Origin of the sequence: Candidatus Nanohalococcus occultus (genome assembly GCF_029207735.1) — an archaeon.
GTDB lineage: Archaea > Nanohalarchaeota > Nanosalinia > Nanosalinales > Nanosalinaceae > Nanohalococcus > Nanohalococcus occultus.
In genome coordinates this window covers 931,143-948,351 of sequence record NZ_CP104395.1, presented here as the reverse complement: position 1 = coordinate 948,351, position 17,209 = coordinate 931,143, and the positions used below count along the sequence as shown (strand labels likewise).

Annotated in this window: 14 protein-coding genes; 10 read left to right on the top strand and 4 right to left on the bottom strand. The window is 42.7% G+C overall.

The genetic code is table 11. The annotated features are described in order from the left end of the window. The first annotated feature begins 151 nt into the window (after nucleotides 1-151). On the top strand, nucleotides 152-565 hold the full coding sequence (locus SVXnc_RS05455) for a hypothetical protein (protein WP_347721906.1): 414 nt from the start codon (nucleotides 152-154) through the stop codon (nucleotides 563-565). A gap of 168 nt (nucleotides 566-733) precedes the next feature. Here the strand turns inward: SVXnc_RS05455 and SVXnc_RS05450 are convergent, their stop codons facing one another. Beyond that, nucleotides 734-4,771, bottom strand: a complete 4,038-nt coding sequence (locus SVXnc_RS05450; RefSeq protein WP_347721905.1) for a hypothetical protein — start codon at nucleotides 4,769-4,771, stop codon at nucleotides 734-736. Between the two features lie 101 nt (nucleotides 4,772-4,872). Between SVXnc_RS05450 and SVXnc_RS05445 the strand changes: the two genes are divergently transcribed. Genes SVXnc_RS05445 through SVXnc_RS05425 form a run of 5 tightly spaced genes read left to right on the top strand, consistent with a single transcriptional unit; the run spans nucleotide 4,873 to nucleotide 10,193 of the window. Next, nucleotides 4,873-5,994 carry a glycosyltransferase gene (locus tag SVXnc_RS05445; RefSeq protein WP_347721904.1) on the top strand — a complete coding sequence of 374 codons (1,122 nt, stop codon included), beginning with the start codon at nucleotides 4,873-4,875 and terminating at the stop codon, nucleotides 5,992-5,994. After that, a complete protein-coding gene (locus SVXnc_RS05440; RefSeq protein WP_347721903.1) occupies nucleotides 5,991-7,013 on the top strand; it encodes a glycosyltransferase in 1,023 nt (340 codons plus the stop codon). Before SVXnc_RS05445 ends, SVXnc_RS05440 begins: the two co-directional genes overlap by 4 nt. Beyond that, nucleotides 7,010-8,002: a glycosyltransferase family 4 protein gene (locus tag SVXnc_RS05435; protein WP_347721902.1), complete on the top strand. Its 993-nt coding sequence runs from the start codon at nucleotides 7,010-7,012 to the stop codon at nucleotides 8,000-8,002. Before SVXnc_RS05440 ends, SVXnc_RS05435 begins: the two co-directional genes overlap by 4 nt. Then, a complete protein-coding gene (locus tag SVXnc_RS05430) occupies nucleotides 7,990-8,874 on the top strand; it encodes a glycosyltransferase family 2 protein (RefSeq protein WP_347721901.1) in 885 nt (294 codons plus the stop codon). The genes SVXnc_RS05435 and SVXnc_RS05430 overlap by 13 nt, the downstream gene beginning before the upstream one ends. After that, nucleotides 8,871-10,193: a sulfatase gene (locus tag SVXnc_RS05425; protein WP_347721900.1), complete on the top strand. Its 1,323-nt coding sequence runs from the start codon at nucleotides 8,871-8,873 to the stop codon at nucleotides 10,191-10,193. Before SVXnc_RS05430 ends, SVXnc_RS05425 begins: the two co-directional genes overlap by 4 nt. A gap of 3 nt (nucleotides 10,194-10,196) precedes the next feature. Here SVXnc_RS05425 and SVXnc_RS05420 read toward each other — a convergent pair whose 3' ends face one another. Next, nucleotides 10,197-11,051, bottom strand: a complete 855-nt coding sequence (locus SVXnc_RS05420) for an FkbM family methyltransferase (protein WP_347721899.1) — start codon at nucleotides 11,049-11,051, stop codon at nucleotides 10,197-10,199. Between the two features lie 61 nt (nucleotides 11,052-11,112). Between SVXnc_RS05420 and SVXnc_RS05415 the strand changes: the two genes are divergently transcribed. Together SVXnc_RS05415 and SVXnc_RS05410 are read left to right on the top strand one after the other, a co-directional pair. After that, the gene (locus tag SVXnc_RS05415; RefSeq protein WP_347721898.1) at nucleotides 11,113-12,501 is read left to right on the top strand and encodes a hypothetical protein; all 1,389 of its coding nucleotides are present in this window, start codon (nucleotides 11,113-11,115) and stop codon (nucleotides 12,499-12,501) included. After that, nucleotides 12,498-13,184, top strand: a complete 687-nt coding sequence (locus SVXnc_RS05410) for an acylneuraminate cytidylyltransferase family protein (protein ID WP_347721897.1) — start codon at nucleotides 12,498-12,500, stop codon at nucleotides 13,182-13,184. Before SVXnc_RS05415 ends, SVXnc_RS05410 begins: the two co-directional genes overlap by 4 nt. Nucleotides 13,185-13,196: 12 nt before the next feature. On the opposite strand, the gene SVXnc_RS05405 is transcribed toward SVXnc_RS05410, so the two are convergent. Then, complete coding sequence (locus SVXnc_RS05405) at nucleotides 13,197-15,071, bottom strand: N-acetylneuraminate synthase family protein (RefSeq protein WP_347721896.1); 1,875 nt, start codon at nucleotides 15,069-15,071, stop codon at nucleotides 13,197-13,199. An 11-nt stretch (nucleotides 15,072-15,082) separates the two neighbouring features. Beyond that, the gene (locus SVXnc_RS05400; RefSeq protein WP_347721895.1) at nucleotides 15,083-16,000 is read right to left on the bottom strand and encodes an NAD-dependent epimerase/dehydratase family protein; all 918 of its coding nucleotides are present in this window, start codon (nucleotides 15,998-16,000) and stop codon (nucleotides 15,083-15,085) included. 91 nt (nucleotides 16,001-16,091) lie between these two features. Between SVXnc_RS05400 and SVXnc_RS05395 the strand changes: the two genes are divergently transcribed. Both SVXnc_RS05395 and SVXnc_RS05390 read left to right on the top strand, forming a co-directional pair. Further along, entirely contained in the window at nucleotides 16,092-16,280 is a 189-nt protein-coding gene (locus SVXnc_RS05395; protein WP_347721894.1) for a hypothetical protein, read from the top strand. Between the two features lie 11 nt (nucleotides 16,281-16,291). Further along, nucleotides 16,292-17,209, top strand: a complete 918-nt coding sequence (locus SVXnc_RS05390; protein WP_347721893.1) for a phosphoadenosine phosphosulfate reductase family protein — start codon at nucleotides 16,292-16,294, stop codon at nucleotides 17,207-17,209.

The following is a 17,209-nucleotide window of genomic DNA, read 5'->3' as shown; positions in this document are numbered from 1 at the left end:
TGGAACTACTCAGAATACCCAAAGATACAGATATCACGCCGTTATATTATTATTACCTTGTTATGTTGAGTTTGTTTTGTTGTCAGAAAACACTCCACAGGAAATCTAGGGGGGTGGGTGTTTTATTAGAAAGGAACGAAAAACTAATTATATGAATTATCACTCTAAAGGCCAAATAGGTTATCATGAACTCGCTAAAATTATGATCGGACGTGGATGCTCTGTAAATGAGCCTGAAGTAGATAGAGGCACAGATATGATTGCGCTGAAAGATAAAAAAGTTGCTTTAATCCAAATAAAGACTGTTATAATGTCTGATGATAAAGAATACAAAACTGTGACTGCTTCAGGATCTAAAAACGGCAGTTTAAAAGAACGATATGAGGGAAGGAATTTAGTGGTTCTCTGTATGAGTAAGAGCTTAGAACGTCGTTATAGCTTGGTTTTTAGTTCCTCAGAGCTTCCAGATGTTCAATCGCTTAAAATACTGCGTAATAAAAGCAGCCTAGGGAAGTATGAGCGTTATGTTGATGCTTTTGAAAATCTTAGCTTTTCAACAATATAGAGGTCTTTGAGAACAGCACCCCATTGTTTCAAGTGGAGATTTTTTGAACAATCCACTTTGAACAACTTTTTGATCGAAATGGTGATTTTGGCCTAGTGTCTCAAACCGGAGAAAAAGTTGGAGTGGAAACCGGGGGGTAGCGGCCTCAGAAAAACCGCTACTTATAAATCAAAATCCTTGGTTTCCTATGGAGACCTTGGTTTCGTCTGCGGTAAAACTTAAGAATTTATCGAACTTCTGTGTTTCTTTTAGGGTTAACTCGAGTAGTTTTTCCGCTGTCTGTTTGTCTATGCCTTCTGCTACTGACTTGGACTTCCCGTCCGATAAAACTGAGCTATAGCTGCCTGAGGAAGTTTTTAACACGTATAGCTGTTTTTCGGGCTTGAAACGTATTTCTGATCGGAAGCTGTCTGTTTGAAGTGTGGAATTGTAGCTTCCGAAACCCTTAGAAAGTTTCAGCTTGGCTTCTTTGTTTTGGATTTCCAAATAGGTTTGATCGTCTTCCTGGTGCTTCTTTAGCTTTGTCTGTCTTCCGGAAACTGTCTTTAAAGCCTTCGAAGTTGAAATCAGCTGATTCAGATCTCTGGATTTTTCCACCTTGAAACTTGTGTTCTTGTCTTCCAGGCTGGCGGTTACGTTACCTTCTTTAACTCCTAGAACCGCCCATTTTACAGTTCTCGAGCTGTTAGGTGGAACTGTGACTTCTTTTGTACGGTTTTCCATAAGTGCTAGGCTTGCGGCTCCATTAAGTTCTAAGCTAAGACTTTTTGCTATTTCGAAGCCGTTAGGGTTCTCGATTACTGCTCGGATATCTCTCTGGGCGCCGGCATCGATATCAGGGCTAAAAAGATAGGTTTTTACGTCCTTTTTCACCCTGAAGCTCTTGGCATCTGAGACACGGATTCTGTCGTTGAACACGTCTATCTGTGCCTCGTACGTTCTGGGTTCGAGAGAACTCAGAGAGATGTTCTCAGAGCCGTCTATACTCCGACTAAATCGGCTTTCATTGCCGTTGATACTGTAGACAAATGTCAGATTCTGGTTGTTACTTGAGTAAACAGTTGCGGACAGTTGGCCCTGACGGTTCACTAGTTCGACGTTGACAGGGGACGTGTAACGTACCTCGAGATGTGCCTCATCCAGAATTAAGGTGTCGTTATCTTCAACTCTCTGAGCTGCCTGAACGTAGTTGAGTTCATCTCCAGTAACCACTCTGTGTTTTTTGCTTGGGGACTCGGTGTACTCAGACGAGCCGTTGGTGAAGTCCCCGGAGTTAGAAAGCAACTTTAACTCGGGGATGGAAATGTTACTTTCTCTATGGTACTCTTCAGAAACCTCTGTCTGTAGAATTTCCGAGCCTTCCGGAAGATGATGTGAGAAACTGTAAAGCGGCACGATAGGTCGGAACGGCTTTAACGCATAATCTGAGGTGTTAAACCGGTAACTGTCCCCGACCTTTTCCGGAGAGGGGTTGATAGAGACTTCCAGAGTACATATCCGGTCTTTACAGTTTTTCGTCGAGTTCAAAGCCGGTTTTTCAAGAGGGTCTTTCACAGTCTCCGGGTTTCCGTAAACCATGCCGGAACGAGCCATCTTCTTCCTAACACCTGGTTTATAGCTCGATGACGGGCTGTAAATAAATCCGGAAGTTCTTAGGCTGTTAACGCCTTCAATAAAGCTCTCACCTGCGGTATCGCCGTACTTGAAGAAATTGTTGGCGATAACAGAGGAGTAACTATGGTATCCTACCGAGGAAAAACCGATGTAGTTTGAAACGCCATTTTTCATCAAGCTCTGTCTTATCTCGGCATCTCTGTCCGCTCCGTTTGTCGAGGAATCGAAGACGATGCTGTCTTTCATCTCGGGGATTTCCTCGGGTGTTAGCTCTTTTTTCGAGTAAGCGCCTTCAATCCTGTTGGTATTCGACGGCAGCTTCCATTCTCTGCTGTTGCCAATCCCTGAATAGTAGAACACGTCAGCCTCACTTAGCCGTTTCTGAAGGTTTTCCTCCGTCAGTTTTTCATGCTTGTCAGGGAAAAGTCCGAAGATAAACTCTTGAAGTTCCTCGACTGTAGGCTCTGTAGGGAAATCGATTTCGAAATCGCTTCCGTATTCATCCCATTCAAACTCCATGTAAACCAGCAAGGTTCCCTTGGCGTATTCAAGTCCTTTGACAATCACTAAGCCGTTTTTAATCATGCTCGCTGAGCTTTCAACGACGTACTCTTCGAGCTTGTCCTGTGTGGCATCCAGTCCTTTCAGGAATGCTGGTCCACCAGCCGTATTGATTAGCAAGCCGACAGGATCCGCACGGTGTTCGACTACATGGGTTGTGTTGTAACCTTCCTTTTCCAGTATCTCCTCGGCGGTGTTCCCGTTCAAAACTCCGCCTCCTAGAGTTGCGAGTACAACCGGCCAGTTTTTATGAAGGTACTCGGATGCGACAACCGCACGCTCGCCTTTATCCCGCCGGATAGAACGGTGGAACAGAACAGAAGCCTTAGAGGTACTTTCCGGGTAACGTCCGACAGCAGCCTCCAGCTTCTTATCGTCGTCCAAGTTACCGTAACTCATATCGCTGTAGAAAATATCGCCGTCTTTCCCATCAGACAGGAGGGGCAGGTTCACAGGATCGCTGTATGCTTTCCGCGGACCTTCTAGTATCGAGACATAACGCCCCTCAGATATGCTTTTCCAGTTGTTCCCGATCTCCGAAAACCGGTCTTTAATCCTAGAATCAACATCTTTGACACCGTTGACTTCGTTGTGTTTCTCGGCCGAGGATTTACGAACAACATCCTGGCTGTAATCAATCGGCATATAGCCTTCCTTTACAGCCATATGAGCTGCTAAAACTCCTGAATCCGAATCCAGATCTGCTAAAACCAGGTGATTCGGCTCGAAAACATCTTCAAACCGTTCTCGGATATCTTCAAGAGAACGATCCGAGAAATCTCTTTCGGCCTCATCCTTGTTGAAAGTTAAGACAGCTCCATTTCTGGCTGCTAAAGCCCCTAGATAGACTGATTTCTCTCGCGAACCAGCGTACCACTTCTCCGAGACATTATAATAATCATAGGCCTCAGAAACCGTACTGTCCGTGGCTTCAACCAGCTTGTTTTCACTTAAATCCTTGAAACTGGATCTTTCCGAACCTACAAAGCTGCTACGGTTCAAGCTCAAAGCCTTAAGCATTGAATCTCCTGTACCATAGAAACTTCGTCCATTAAAGCTTCTATCTCGTTCAACACTTATTCTATACACTTTACGCTGGGTTCGAACCGAAATATCGCCGTTACCATAGAAATCGATCTCTCCCTTGAGATCTCCTATTTTTACAGAAGATAGTTTCTCACCTTCCATGCCGAAAACCGAGAGTTTATCGCCCTGGAAGCCCGCAAGAAGAACTCTTTCCGAGTTCCTAGCTAATTTATCGATTTTCTGATCGAGTTTTTCCGACTTCATCACTTCGCCACTGAAATCTCGCCAAACAAGATGTGTAGAGTTAGAATACAGAAAACTATCTTCAAGCACCACGGGATCGTTCTCTACGTTCTCAACATTTTTCCTCCAGATCTCCGAACCATTACTAGAATGAAGCAACGCGAACTTCCCTTTCCAATCAACAAGAACCTTGTTAGGTGGTACAAACCGCGAGTCGGCATGATGGTTAGAAAATACTTTGTATATCCATTCAACTTCTCCGTTCAGAGTGAAAGCCTCTATTTTTCTGAAGCCTTCCTCTTTAGTCGTGTCTAAAAGCCCTTCCCGTTTATTATCAGAGTCTATATCGTATAGGCGCTCATTAATGGCCTTAATTCGCTTTCTATTAGGGTAATCTAGATTTTTAACTTCGCCATCTTCGATGACTTTGATGAAGCTGTGAGAGGTGGCTAGAAAGACAAAATTTCCATCATCTCTGTATATCTGTCCTTTGTCGAGCCAATTTCCAAGATCTTCTCTATATAATGTTTCTCCGTCTTTGAAGTCCAGAATAATAGCGTCGTTTCCCGTGACCTTGGAAACTGTCATTATATAACCTCTACGTAACGAGAGGTCGTTGAGTCTTACACTGAAGTCCCGGGTAAAGTTCTGACTCGCGGAGATCTTCTTTATAGAGTCTTTGGATGCTATGACTACAGAGTTGTGATGGGTTTTTGCGCTAATTATATCGCGGTTAGAGGAATCTATTTCTTGTTTATCCAACGACAACCCTTGTACTGTAGGTACTAGGATTAAGATTGCTGCTAAGACTGCTTTTTGCTTCATGAAAAGCCTCAAAAAGATTCTAACTAAAAGGAATTTGTATGCGGCAGGCAATATATCATCCGTGGCTCAAGGGTAGAGGTGGCGCGGAAAAAGTAATACTGGAGGCAGCTAAGAACTCTGAGCATGAAACAACGGTTTTCACTCTGTTTTACGATGAAGAACAGACTTTCGAGGAGTTTAAGGATGTAGATATACAGGTAATAGGTTCGAATGCTCAGCCAAGAAATTTTCTGGATAAAGGACTGCGGTTCGGTCTTGGAGCGATGATAAAAAAGCTGCCGCTTGAAGATTACGATGCATTAATAGTTTCAGAAGCAGGTATCGGATCTCTGATTGCTATAAGGAACCACGACATACCTGTAATTGGCTATGTCCATACTCCGCTACGACCAGCGTTACCCGAGTTCAAACAGACTTACAGAGCCGAAAAAAGCGTTTTTACTCGCCCTATTTTTGACATAGGTATTAAAATATATGATATACTGGAAAGACAGGCCTGGAAGCACTTCGATGCTGTATTAGCGAACAGTCAGCTCACTAAAGAACGTATAGTCGAAAAAGGTTTGAAAAAAGAAGATGAGATCGAAGTACTGAATCCTGGAGCCGAACTAGTAGAGGAAACCAGTGACTTAGGAAAATATTTCCTTTATCCGTCGCGTTTCCGACGTTACAAACGTCAAGACTTGGCTATAGAAGCATGGAAGCAAGCAGAAACACAGGACTTCGATTTAGTCCTCGCAGGCGCAGCCCAAGAACAAGATTATATACAGGAACTCGAAGGAAAAGCAGATAGCTCAATCAAATTCAAGTATGATCTGCCTGGAGATCAGTGGAAAGAACAGTTCAAAAATGCTTACGGAGTTTTATTCCTCGCAGAAAAAGAAGACTGGGGTATAGTACCTATAGAAGCAGGAATGTACGGAAAGCCAACAATCGCGGTTAATGAAGGAAGCCCTGCGGAAACAGTAAAAGACAGAGAAACCGGATTTCTAGTAGAAGCTGATTCTGCCGACATTGCCGAAAAAATCGAGGCAATGATCGAATCAAGAGAAAAAGCAGAATTTATGGGTCAGAAAGCGCGTGAAAACGCTGAAAAATACAGCTGGAATAATTTTGGGCAAAAACTGGATGGAAAAGTGAAGCAGGCCGCTGGAAAATGAAGATATCGCTGATCTGTACAGTTTACAACGAAGGAGAATCTATCAGAGATTTGCTGGACTCGCTTCTAGACCAGACAAGGCTTCCGGACGAAGCAGTTTTCGTAGATGGCGGCAGCATCGACAACACTCAAGAAATAATAGAAGAGTACGCAGAAGAAAACGAATGGATTAAGCTCTACGTAGATGAAGGCTGTAACATCGCAGAAGGACGCAATACAGCAGTAAGAAAGGCTGAAAACGATTATATTGTAGGGACCGATGGCGGATGTATTCTCGATGAAAACTGGCTGGAAAGCATGGCAGCTGAGTTCGAAGACGGATACGAGTTTGTTGTAGGAATGTGGAAGCCGCGTTCAGAAAAAATGTTTGAACGGGTTCAGGGACGGATAATAGCAAGCAAAATGAGTCCTGAGGAAGTCAAGAAAGGAAACCGCTCGGCCTCATCGCGTTCAGTAGGATTCACACGGAAAGTATGGATCGAGGTCGGAGGATATCCTGAAGAACTTTATACAGGCGAGGACTCGAAGTTCAACGCAGAAATACTGGCAAAAGGATACGAACAAGGCGTCGCAGAAAACGCATGGGTCGAATGGAAGATGCGGCCAACCTGGAGAAGTCTCTGGGAACAGTTCAAAACATATGGTGAAGGAGATGCCAAAGGAGGTAATCTGTTCACGCACCACAGCAAAAAACTTGGATTGACGAAAAACCTATTGCTTACAGCGTATGCTAAAACGTTTTTACTTACTTTAATTGCTACGGCGGTCTCGGCGCGTTATATACCTGAATACATAAAATATTTGGTTTTGCTGTTAGTTCTAGAGGTTATAGGTCCTTTAATCTATGAAAAAGGCGCTATAATCGAAAGCCTTAGAGAAGACGGTTTCAAGGCGTTTGTATTTGCTTTAGGCATCTCACAGATTAAATTGTGGGCCTGGTTTACAGGGTTTGCCGTGACCTGTTTCAGGAAACCTTCGCTACTGCCATACCAGTTAAAAGAGGTGATAAGGCTTAGATGAGGATAGATTTCTTTGCGGAGACAGAGGGTGTTTCCGGTATCAAAATATATTCTAGGAATCTTCTAAAATATCTCAAAGATCAAGAAATTGGTCATATTATGCCTCCGGATGCTGCCAAACCTTGGCTAGTCAACAGGATTTTTTTGGATTTCTTTGCGCTTAGAAAAGTAGATGCGGATATAGTACATTTAGCTAGCCAAGATCTTCTGTCTGGTATCGTAGTTCCTGAAATTAATAATATGGTTGTCACGGTCCACGATATATTTCCGTATTTAGATGGCTATGCGGGTCCCTTCTACTCGTGGATGGCAAGAAACTATGTAAAGAATTTAGAGAGAAATGCCGACAAGGTAATAGCAATATCTGAAGCCACTAAAGAGCAGCTTGAAGAAAATACGGAGGTAGAAACGCAAAAGATAGAGGTTGTGTATCAAGGAGTTGATCTCGAACTATTTAGGCCTGTTGAAGAAGAGATAGATTACGGTGAGTATTTTCTCCACGTAGGCCATGAACTAGACAGGAAAAATATGGACGGTTTAATTAAAGTATTTGAGAAGATAAAAGAAGAGAAACCGGAGGCGAAACTGGTAAGAGTAGGGAACAAAGATAGGACGAGAAAGTTAATTGAAAATTCGGACATAGTGGATAGCACAGATGTGGTTTACGAGGAGGGCATAGATTCAGATAGATTAGTTAAACTCTATTCTAATGCAGAGAAGCTGTTGTTCCCGAGCGAAGCCGAAGGTTTTGGAAGACCGATGATCGAGAGTCTGGCATGTGGAACTTCAGTAGTAGCTTTTGACAGGAAACCAATGAATGAGGTTCTACCTGAGTTAATGCTTGTAGAGTGGGGAGATACGGAAAGTTTTGCTCAGAAAGCAATTGAACCTCTGGAAAGTCCTGAGGCATGTAGAGAAATTGCTGGAAAGTATAGTTGGGAGACAACGGCTGATCAGACAAAAGAGGTGTATAAGAAATGTCTGAACTGACAGTGATAATACCGACCTATAATCGTTCCGAACCTTTGAAAGGTACTTTGAACTCTCTTCAAGAAACTGAAAACCATCCCGCTGAAGTTATAGTAGTAGATGACTCGGAAGAGGATACGACTCAGCAGGTATGTGAAAATCATGAATACAAAATAAACTATATTCGGCCCGCGAAGTCTATCAATCTTCCGCATGCGCGGAATGTGGCACTAGAAGCGGCTGAAACAGATATAGTGGCTTTTGTAGATGACGACGTAAGATTCAGTGATGGTTGGTGTGACGCGATACTCGAATCTTTCCAGAAAGACGATGTGGGGGCGGTAGGAGGGCCTGCGCTCGAGTATACAGAGGGGTGCCTAAAGCACGCTCGTTCTGAATCTAATGAGAATCAAAATACTGTTACTAAGGAAGGCTTCGTGGATGATAGCTCAGCATATTGGAGGCCGTCGAACCCTGTTGAAACTGATACTCTGAGAGGTGCGAATATGGCGTTTAGAAAATCTGTTCTAGAAGAAATAGGAGGGTTTGACGAAGGATATATAGGCAATTCATTTAGAGAGGATACAGATATCTGCGTCAGAGTAAAAGATAAGGGTTATAGGATAATCTATGATCCGAAGGCAGAACTAGAGCATCTTTATATAGATGAAGGAGGTTGTAGGGATAAAAATAGGGATTTTTGGTACAGTCTCGGATATAATCAGAGACGATTTGTGACAAAAAACTTCGCCTCGAAGACCAGATTAAATTTAATAAAATTCGGTTTTACCTGGGATTACACGCCTTATTCGCTTCTCAAAATTATTCTTTCCGCTATTAAAAATCATGAATTCAAAAGATTAGCTTACGTAAAAGGTCTTATTGGAAGATGAAGAGCTTTGAAGAATCTCCTAACATTGTATTGCTAGTAATGGATACTGTGAGAGCCCAGAATGTTTCGCACTATACTTCTGAGCTACAGACCACGCCGTTTTTTGATAAGGTTGCTGAGGAAGGGGTTGTTTTTGAGAATGCCTATGCGAATTCAATATGGACTCTGCCGTCACACTACTCTCTTTTTACTGGCTTATCTCCTATCGAACATGGCGTAAAATCGAAGGAGTTCAGGGGAAGAATTGATCAGAAAACTTTGCCTGAGAAATTAAAAGACAAGGGCTACCAAACCGTAGGAGTATCAAATAATGGATATGTGTCTCCGATGTACGGTTTCGATAAGTATTTTGACGAGTTTTTCTTTAATACGGAAGAGCCTGAGTTAAATTCATTGATCCTGTTTCCAGACGACAAAAATTTTGAGAAAATGGTTAAAGGAAGTAGAGAGGGAAAATGGGCAAATAGAAGACAAAAATACTATGCTTTCGCAAAGAATTCTCTGTTTTCTCTTTCACCTAAGAGCTTGGTTAATGGGGTCTACTACGTCATGACTCAAAAAGTCATGAGGTCTGTAGATGATGGGGCTCAAGCTTCAAATCAGAGAGCTCAGGACTTAATATCACAGGAGCCTTACTTCCTGTTCGTAAATTATGTTGAAGCACATAGTCCGTATAAGCCACCAAGAGAATATGCTCGAAAATTTATACCGGAAGAAGATATTGAAAAAGCATATGAGCTTGCGGATGAACAAGGTCTAAACAGACTCAGAGATGGAGAGTCTGAAGGAAAAGAATCAGAATTGCTAGAAAAACTGTATAACGCTGAAATTGCCTACTTAGACCACAAAGTTAAAGAATTAACAAAAAGTCTTGAGCAAAATTCAGAACGTGAAACTGTAACGATTATGACTTCTGATCATGGAGAATATTTTGGAGAAAATAATCTTTGGGAGCATATGGGAAGAATAGGTGAAGAAGTTTTGAAAGTACCTTTAGCCATAAAGAATATTGGCAACTTCTCTAGGAAAGAAGTATTCAGTTTAAGCAAGATCAATGATCTTGTCTTGAATCTATCAAACTTGTCTCCTGAAATCCCTCAGAATACTCGCTCAATTGCACACTACGGCGGATTAGAGACGCACCAGTGGGACATAGATTCTGAAGACTTCGATGAAAAATACCTTAGAGAACAGGTATCTCTCAAGGCTCAGGATAAATGGGTATTGAAAGACAGAAAGACATTTGAGTCTGAAGGAATGACTAACAACGAAAAAGATCGCTTTAATACACTCCTCACGAATCTGCTCTTCAAAAAATAAAAATTAAAGCTTTTTGCGTCCGAAAACTATCCATTTGCCCCATTCAACTTCGGAGTCTGAACCTCTCTTAATCTCGTAATCTTCTGAATGAAGCATTTCAACTGTTTCTTCCACGGTGGGTTCTCCTTGTCTTTCAGGCCCGCAATTCACTGCGATTTTTCTTATTTCTAAATCGCTGTCTAGAGCGCCTTTTAGTATCTCTGGTTCTACGCCTTCCGCTTCAATCTTGAGGAAATCAATTTTTTCTATATTATGATCTTTTGCTATGTTGGAAATTGTGTCGGCTTCAACTTTGAAGCCAGTCTCCAAGGAATTCTCATCGGGCGCTAAAATAGAATTATCATTGGGATAGAAAGACTGGTTTATTTCAAGAGTGTCTCTTTCCTTCCAAGCAGCTAGAGCTAGTACCGAAATATTGTCAAATTTTGAAGTATTGTAACTCAGACAGTCGCTGATCTTTGAGTTGGGATCTATGGCAATCACTGTTTTTGCTTTCTTAGATGCCGGTATCGAGAATCCGCCAACGTAAGCGCCTACATCAAAAACAATATCTGAGGTTTCAATGTCAGTAAACTCCTTAGAAGTATAAGTTGAGAACATTAAGCGCTGATGTTTTTCGGAACAATGCCTTGTACCGGCGACCTTTTCTGATAATACAGGTATACGTCTTTTTTCTAAACGCGGCAAAGATACTATCGTCCAATCATTGCCGTTAGGTATGGCCAATCCTTGCTCCTCTATGAAAACATCAATAACGTCAGGCATTATTTTTCTGTATATGAAAAGTGACGACCGCTCTGCTAGGAGTCTAAGGCCTCCTTCTTCGAGCGCTCTCTGAGATTTCATCAGCAGACTCATAGAGTAACTATTGTCTGCCCAACTAATAATCCTTCACGTCGATAAAACTAGTATACGAACAATGTCCGAAGATGTAGTAGAAACATTACTTGAGATAGAGAAAGATCTCGGCCTTCTTGACCAGCAAATCCGGGAAGTCTATTTTTGGGAAAGGATAAGAAATCTTCTGACATCTCGAATAAAAGCCGAGAAAGGGTTAACAAACTCGAATTCGAATGGAATATCTCAAAAGAGGTTGATCCTAAAGAGAATGTACCTCCTTGTGAAGAACGTATTCTTTAGAAATCCTTTACTCGCTAAAGAAAGCGAAGTTATGTTTGTTGGAATACCAAGACGTAAGAAACAAGACGGAAGTTGGAGGGATATTTACTGCGACCCCATCATCGAAAAATTTGAATTAGACTATGTTCTATTTGAGGAGTCTCATCCTTCTCGAAACACTCACAAGACGCCAAGTACTACAGAAAAAATTCGTTATCTGGATCTGATTTACTATTTGGCAGCGATACCTCGATTACTGGGTTTTGGAAAACCAAAACTCTCCAAGAATGAGGCAGAAACTCTTAACGCTCTCGAAAAGACGCTTAATCAGCGTTTGGATGTGGAAATTGACATAGAAGAAGAAGTAGTTCATCAGATCTCTAGGAGAAAGTTCCTGCTTCCCTTGTATAGGATATTATTGCGTATAGTGAATCCTGAGTGTCTGATTATGGTTAGGCCGGGACGTAGAACGTTATTGGAAGCGTGCAAAATTGAAGACGTAGAAGTAGTGGAGCTTCAACATGGAACCATAACAAGAAGACATTTGGAATATTCTTCTTCTAATGGCTCTTTGAAGAACTGCCCGGATAGGATGCTTCTTTGGGGGACGTTCTGGAGAGAGAATTGTGATTTCTCTATCGAAGATGAGCACCTCCACCTGGTCGGATATCCTTTCTTAAGCGATAGGATCTCCCGGAGCGAGAATAGAGAAGGCGAAAAAATTCTTTTCCTATCTCAGTGGGATATAGGAGAAGAGCTTGCTAAAATTGCCGTAAATCTGTCTAAGACGATTTCAGAAGAAATAGTTTTTAAATTACATCCTGAAGAATACAGGAATTGGTCTAAAAAGTATCCTCGGCTGTACAACTCGGATGTAGAGGTGGTTGAGGACGCTGATTTATACAAGCTGTTTTCAGAGTCGAAGCTTCAAGTAGGGGTTTATTCGACGGCTATTTATGAGGGATTGGCGTTCAATCTTCGGACAGTAATAGTGGATCTTCCGGGGTCTGAGAACATGTCTTCTTTAATAGATCAAGAAGGGATACACAACGTGGAAACGGCGTCCGAGATTAGAAAAGTTGTTAATGAGGAAGAAGAGGTGTTGTCATTTGATAGAGACTTATTCTTTGAACCCAAGCCATATGAAAAACTAGAACAAATATTCGATGAACTGGGTGTCAAACATTGAACGTAGCTATCATACCTGCGCGAGGAGGCAGCAAAGGAATAAAAAAGAAGAACATAGTCGATTTCCTAGGTAAACCTCTTATTGAGCACACTATAAATCAAGCCCGCGATAGCAGCTGTCTGGATGGTATCTATGTTTCCACAGATTCTGAGGATATTGCTGAAATAAGCAAGGAGGCGGGTGCAAAAATAATTGATAGGCCAGAGGAAATTGCGGGGGATGAAGCCACTACAGAATCTGCATTACTGCATGCGCTCGAACATATTAGAGAGGAAGAGAATATGGATCCTGATATTATGACCTTGCTCCAATGTACCTCACCTCTAAGAAGACGGAATGATATTGATGAAACGGCAAAGCTTGTTAGTGAGGGAGGATACGACTCTGCTCTCTCAGTATGCGAAGATCACAGCTTTTACTGGGAAAAGGGCAGAAACGGATTTGAGTCTATAAATTACTCTCCACAAACTCGAAAGAGAAGACAGGATCTTGAGAAACGATATCAAGAGAACGGATCTATCTATGTGTTTAAAACAGAAATACTTGAGGAGAAGGAATGTCGTTTGGGGGGTAAAATAGGCGCTCATCAGATGCCGGAAACACACAGTTTCGAGATAGACACTCCTGATGATCTAGAAATAACGCGAGCTGTAGGGCAAAATGTGGTGTTTCATACTGGCTAATTTATAGGTTTCTTAATTCAAAAAGTTCTCAAGCCTCTTTGCTGCTTTTTTGAATCCTTCTGCATTTTTTTCGTGTCCTCTCCATATCTCTGTTGTCTTCGGTACGTTAAGAGTGTTGAGGATTGGCGCCAGTTCTTTCCAGTCTATTTCTCCTTCTTCTATCTGTAATCCTTCTCCGTCTACTCCTGCTGCGTCTGCGATATGTAGGTATTCGATATGTGGTTTGAGTTTTTCCATGTGTTCTTTCAGACTGGTGTCTGAGTAGTTACACCAGAGTTTGGCGTGTGCTGTATCGTAGCAGATTTTCTGGTTGTGTTTTTCACAGTATTCTGCGATCTCGTCTGCGCGCATAAAGTTGTTGTGGTACTGCTGTCCTCCGTAAATCCATGGCAGCGGAGGCATGTTCTCCAGTAGGAGTTCGACGCCTTCGTCGTCTAGGTTGTCCATGGTTTTAGCGAGCTGTTTGTTCATTTCTTCGGTCTGATCTAAAACCATTTTCTCACTGGTGATTCCGCCAGGGTGGATCACAATCATCGGGTCGTTTTCTTTGGAAAAGTGGGGTTTTATCTCGTTCCGGACTTTGTCTATCAGATTCTGGATTATTTCTTCAGCTCTTTTCCTTTCGTCTTCTGTTGTTGAGCTGAGATCCACTATGTCGTGGCCCTTCTGTTCTGGGGCATGTACTGTCAACCTTTTGTCTTTGTGGTCTGATATTTCTATTTCTTCTTCGAGATCTGCTCCGTTTACTCTGAACTCATAGACGTCAGGATCGCCCCAGTCGCTGCCTTCAATATCTGAGAACCGTACAACCACGCCCCAGTCTTCCAGGCTGGTGTCGTACCTGCGTTCTTCCTTCTTTTCAATATCTTCCCACTGTATAATCTGGTCTTCACTCAGGTTTCTTTGTGCTTTCTCGCCTACGATATTGTAGAGTTCTTGTGGTGAAATTCCCTTAGCCGGGCTTTTAGCAGTGAGATCTTCTCTTTTGATTTCTTGACCTTTGTCTATTTTTCTGGAAGCTACAAGGCTTTTTGACAGTGAGACGCGGTTGTTGTATTCGCCACGAGTCATATACCTGACTTCGCTACCTTTACTCTCTTCTATGTTTTCTATATCTCTTACTAGCTTTTTTAGACCTGTTGGCTCTAGGCTTGCGGAGTGATCGGGGCCTTCCATGGTTCTGTCGAGCGTAAAGTGCCTCTCTATAATGGAGGCGCCCATAGTTGCTGCTGCCGCCGATATAGCTATTCCTCGTTCATGGCCGGAGTATCCTATAGGGGCATCGTATTTTTCCATAAGCTTATTCATGAAGTTGAGGTTAAGATTGTGGAAAGGCGCAGGATAGGTGCTTCGGCAGTGTAGAACAGCAAATTCGGCGTTATGTCGCTCTAAGAAATCAACTGTCTTGTCTATTTCTTCCTCATCTGACATACCAGTCGATATTATGATGGGTTTTTCAGTCTCTATGATTTTCTCCAATAAGACAAAGTTAGTCATATCAGGAGAACCGATCTTGTAGGCAGGCATGTCAATGCTTTCCAGAAATTCGACACTTGATTCGTCCCAGGGTGAGCAGAGAAAGTCTATTCCTGCGTTCCTGGCATACTCTGCCAGCTCTCTGAACTGAGCGTCTGAGAGAACAACTTCCTTCAGATTGGAGACTGTGTATTCGACGCCCATTTCCGCGATCGCGGGGTCTTTCACAATGTCTTCTACATAGGTTTCCTCTAACTCTCGCTTTTGGAACTTGACTGCGTCAGCACCAGAATTCTTTGCGACATCGATCAATTCTTTAGCGGTTTGTATGCTTCCATTATGGTTGATTCCTGCCTCCGCTATAATGTAGGGGTCGGAGTTCTCAGAAATTTCTTTTGTTCCTATTTTCATGAATAAATTTCCTAGATCGAACCTTTTGAGTCTGACTCTTGATTCTGTACAGCTCGTCTGACAGACTCTCTGGACTTATTTTTTACATTCCATCCTTCTGCCTTCAGCTTTTCTATGCTTAGACGCATCTCTGGTACGTCGCCTTTCCACCCTTTTTCTCCTCCCGTGTATTCGTATTCGGGATCTTCTTCTAGTTCATCGGATATTATGTCGGCTATTGTATCTACCTCTATGGCGTCTTCAGATCCGATGTTAAATATGACGTCGTCTGATTTCCAAGCCGTCATTATACCAGAGACTGCGTCGGAAACGTGAAGATAAGACTTCTTCTGTTTTCCATTTCCAAGTATAGTGAGCTTTTCGGGGTTTTCTTTTATCTTCTGGAGGAAATCGTAAACTACTCCTTTCCGATTTCTTCCGCCGACGATGTTTGCCAACCGTACTATTGTAAGATCGAAGTTGAACGTTTTAGAGTAGACTTGGCAGATATGTTCTCCGCCACACTTTGTGGCAGCATACATTGAGATAGGGTTCATTTCTGAACTTTCCGAGGTTGGTATTTCTGCGTTTTCTCCATAGACTGCGCTTGAAGATGCAAATATTAGGTTCTCAACATGTGTTTCGCATACTGCGTCGACTACATTTTTAACACCTCCCAGATTCTCTTCGAAATCTTTGTCTCTATCTTCTGGAAAAGTATTGACTTTGGGGTTGGCTGCGAAATGGAAAACAGTGCTGAGATCTTCAAATTCATCACATAAGTTGTCTTCTTTGATATCCTTCCGGATCAGCTCGGCCTTCTCTGGAACATTGCTCTTTTTTCCCGAGCTTAAATTGTCAATGATTTTTACATTATGGCCGTCTTTAATCAGTTCTTCTACTAGGTGGGATCCTATGAATCCTGCTCCTCCAGTAACTGCGATATTCATCTTATGATGATGGATGTTGTGCCGATCTTTATGAGGTGAGGGTTGTCTCAAGAAAACCAGCTTTAAATACTATACATAACTTAAGTATAATATGGCTAGAAAAACTATTTCGCTACCGGATGAACTAGCTGAGTTTGTTGATGAGAACCATATTAATCTCTCGAGGTTTGTTCAGGACAAGCTGAAGGAGCTATCAAATAATGAAAAAGAGAATGAAGAAGTAGATGAAGACGAAGCTAAGGAAATCGCATCTAAGCTTCGACAGTTAGGCTATCTCTGAAAACTGATATTATGGAAGCACCTGTCACACGTGAAGAGATCGAGAACGCACCAATCAAAGCTAAAATCAGAGCGGGAGAGGAAGTTGTAAAACAAGCACTGGAAGAAAATGAGACGGATGAGGTTGTTATTGGTTTCACCGGCGGTAAGGACTCTACTTTGACCGCATGGCTTGTAAAAAGAGTCTGTGAAAAGGAAGGTTTCGAGAAACCGCGGTTCATGTTTGTTGATCACGGCCAGCACTTCGATGAGATCGAACAGTACGTCGAAGATATCGCAGCCGAATGGGGATTCGAGGTCATGGTCGCGAAAAACGAAGACCTGATCGAAAAAGCCGAGAAACCGGGCGATAAAGTGGCTGTCGAAGAGCTAAGCGAACGTAACCAGAGGGAAGCTGACCGTGTCGGAGACTACGAGGAGGTTCCTTGGCTGATGGACACAGAAGCAGGAAACCATCTTCTGAAAACTGTTCCTATGAACCAGCTGCTGGAAAATCACGGCATTAAAGCGGTTATCAACGGCGTTCGCTGGGATGAACACGAATCCCGGGGCAACGAGGAGTTTTACTCTCCTAGAAACGATCCTGATCACACAAGGGTTCACCCGATTCTTCAGTTCGATGAACGCGAGGTATGGGATGTAACCTGGCATCACATGTTGCCGGATACTGTCGAAGCATTCGAAAAGAGCGGTGATTATCCGGAGACGGAAGAAGATCTTCCGAACGGTTTAACCAAAGCTGATCTGCCTATCAGTCCGAAGTACTGGGCCGGGTTCAGAAGCCTTGGATCCGAGGTTTCAACCGATAAGTCAGATGAGATCCCGGCATGGCTACAGGACGTCGAGAACACGAAGGAACGTGCAGGTAGAGCGCAGAACAAGGACGATAAGGAGATTATGGATAAGCTAAGACAGCTCGGCTACATGTAG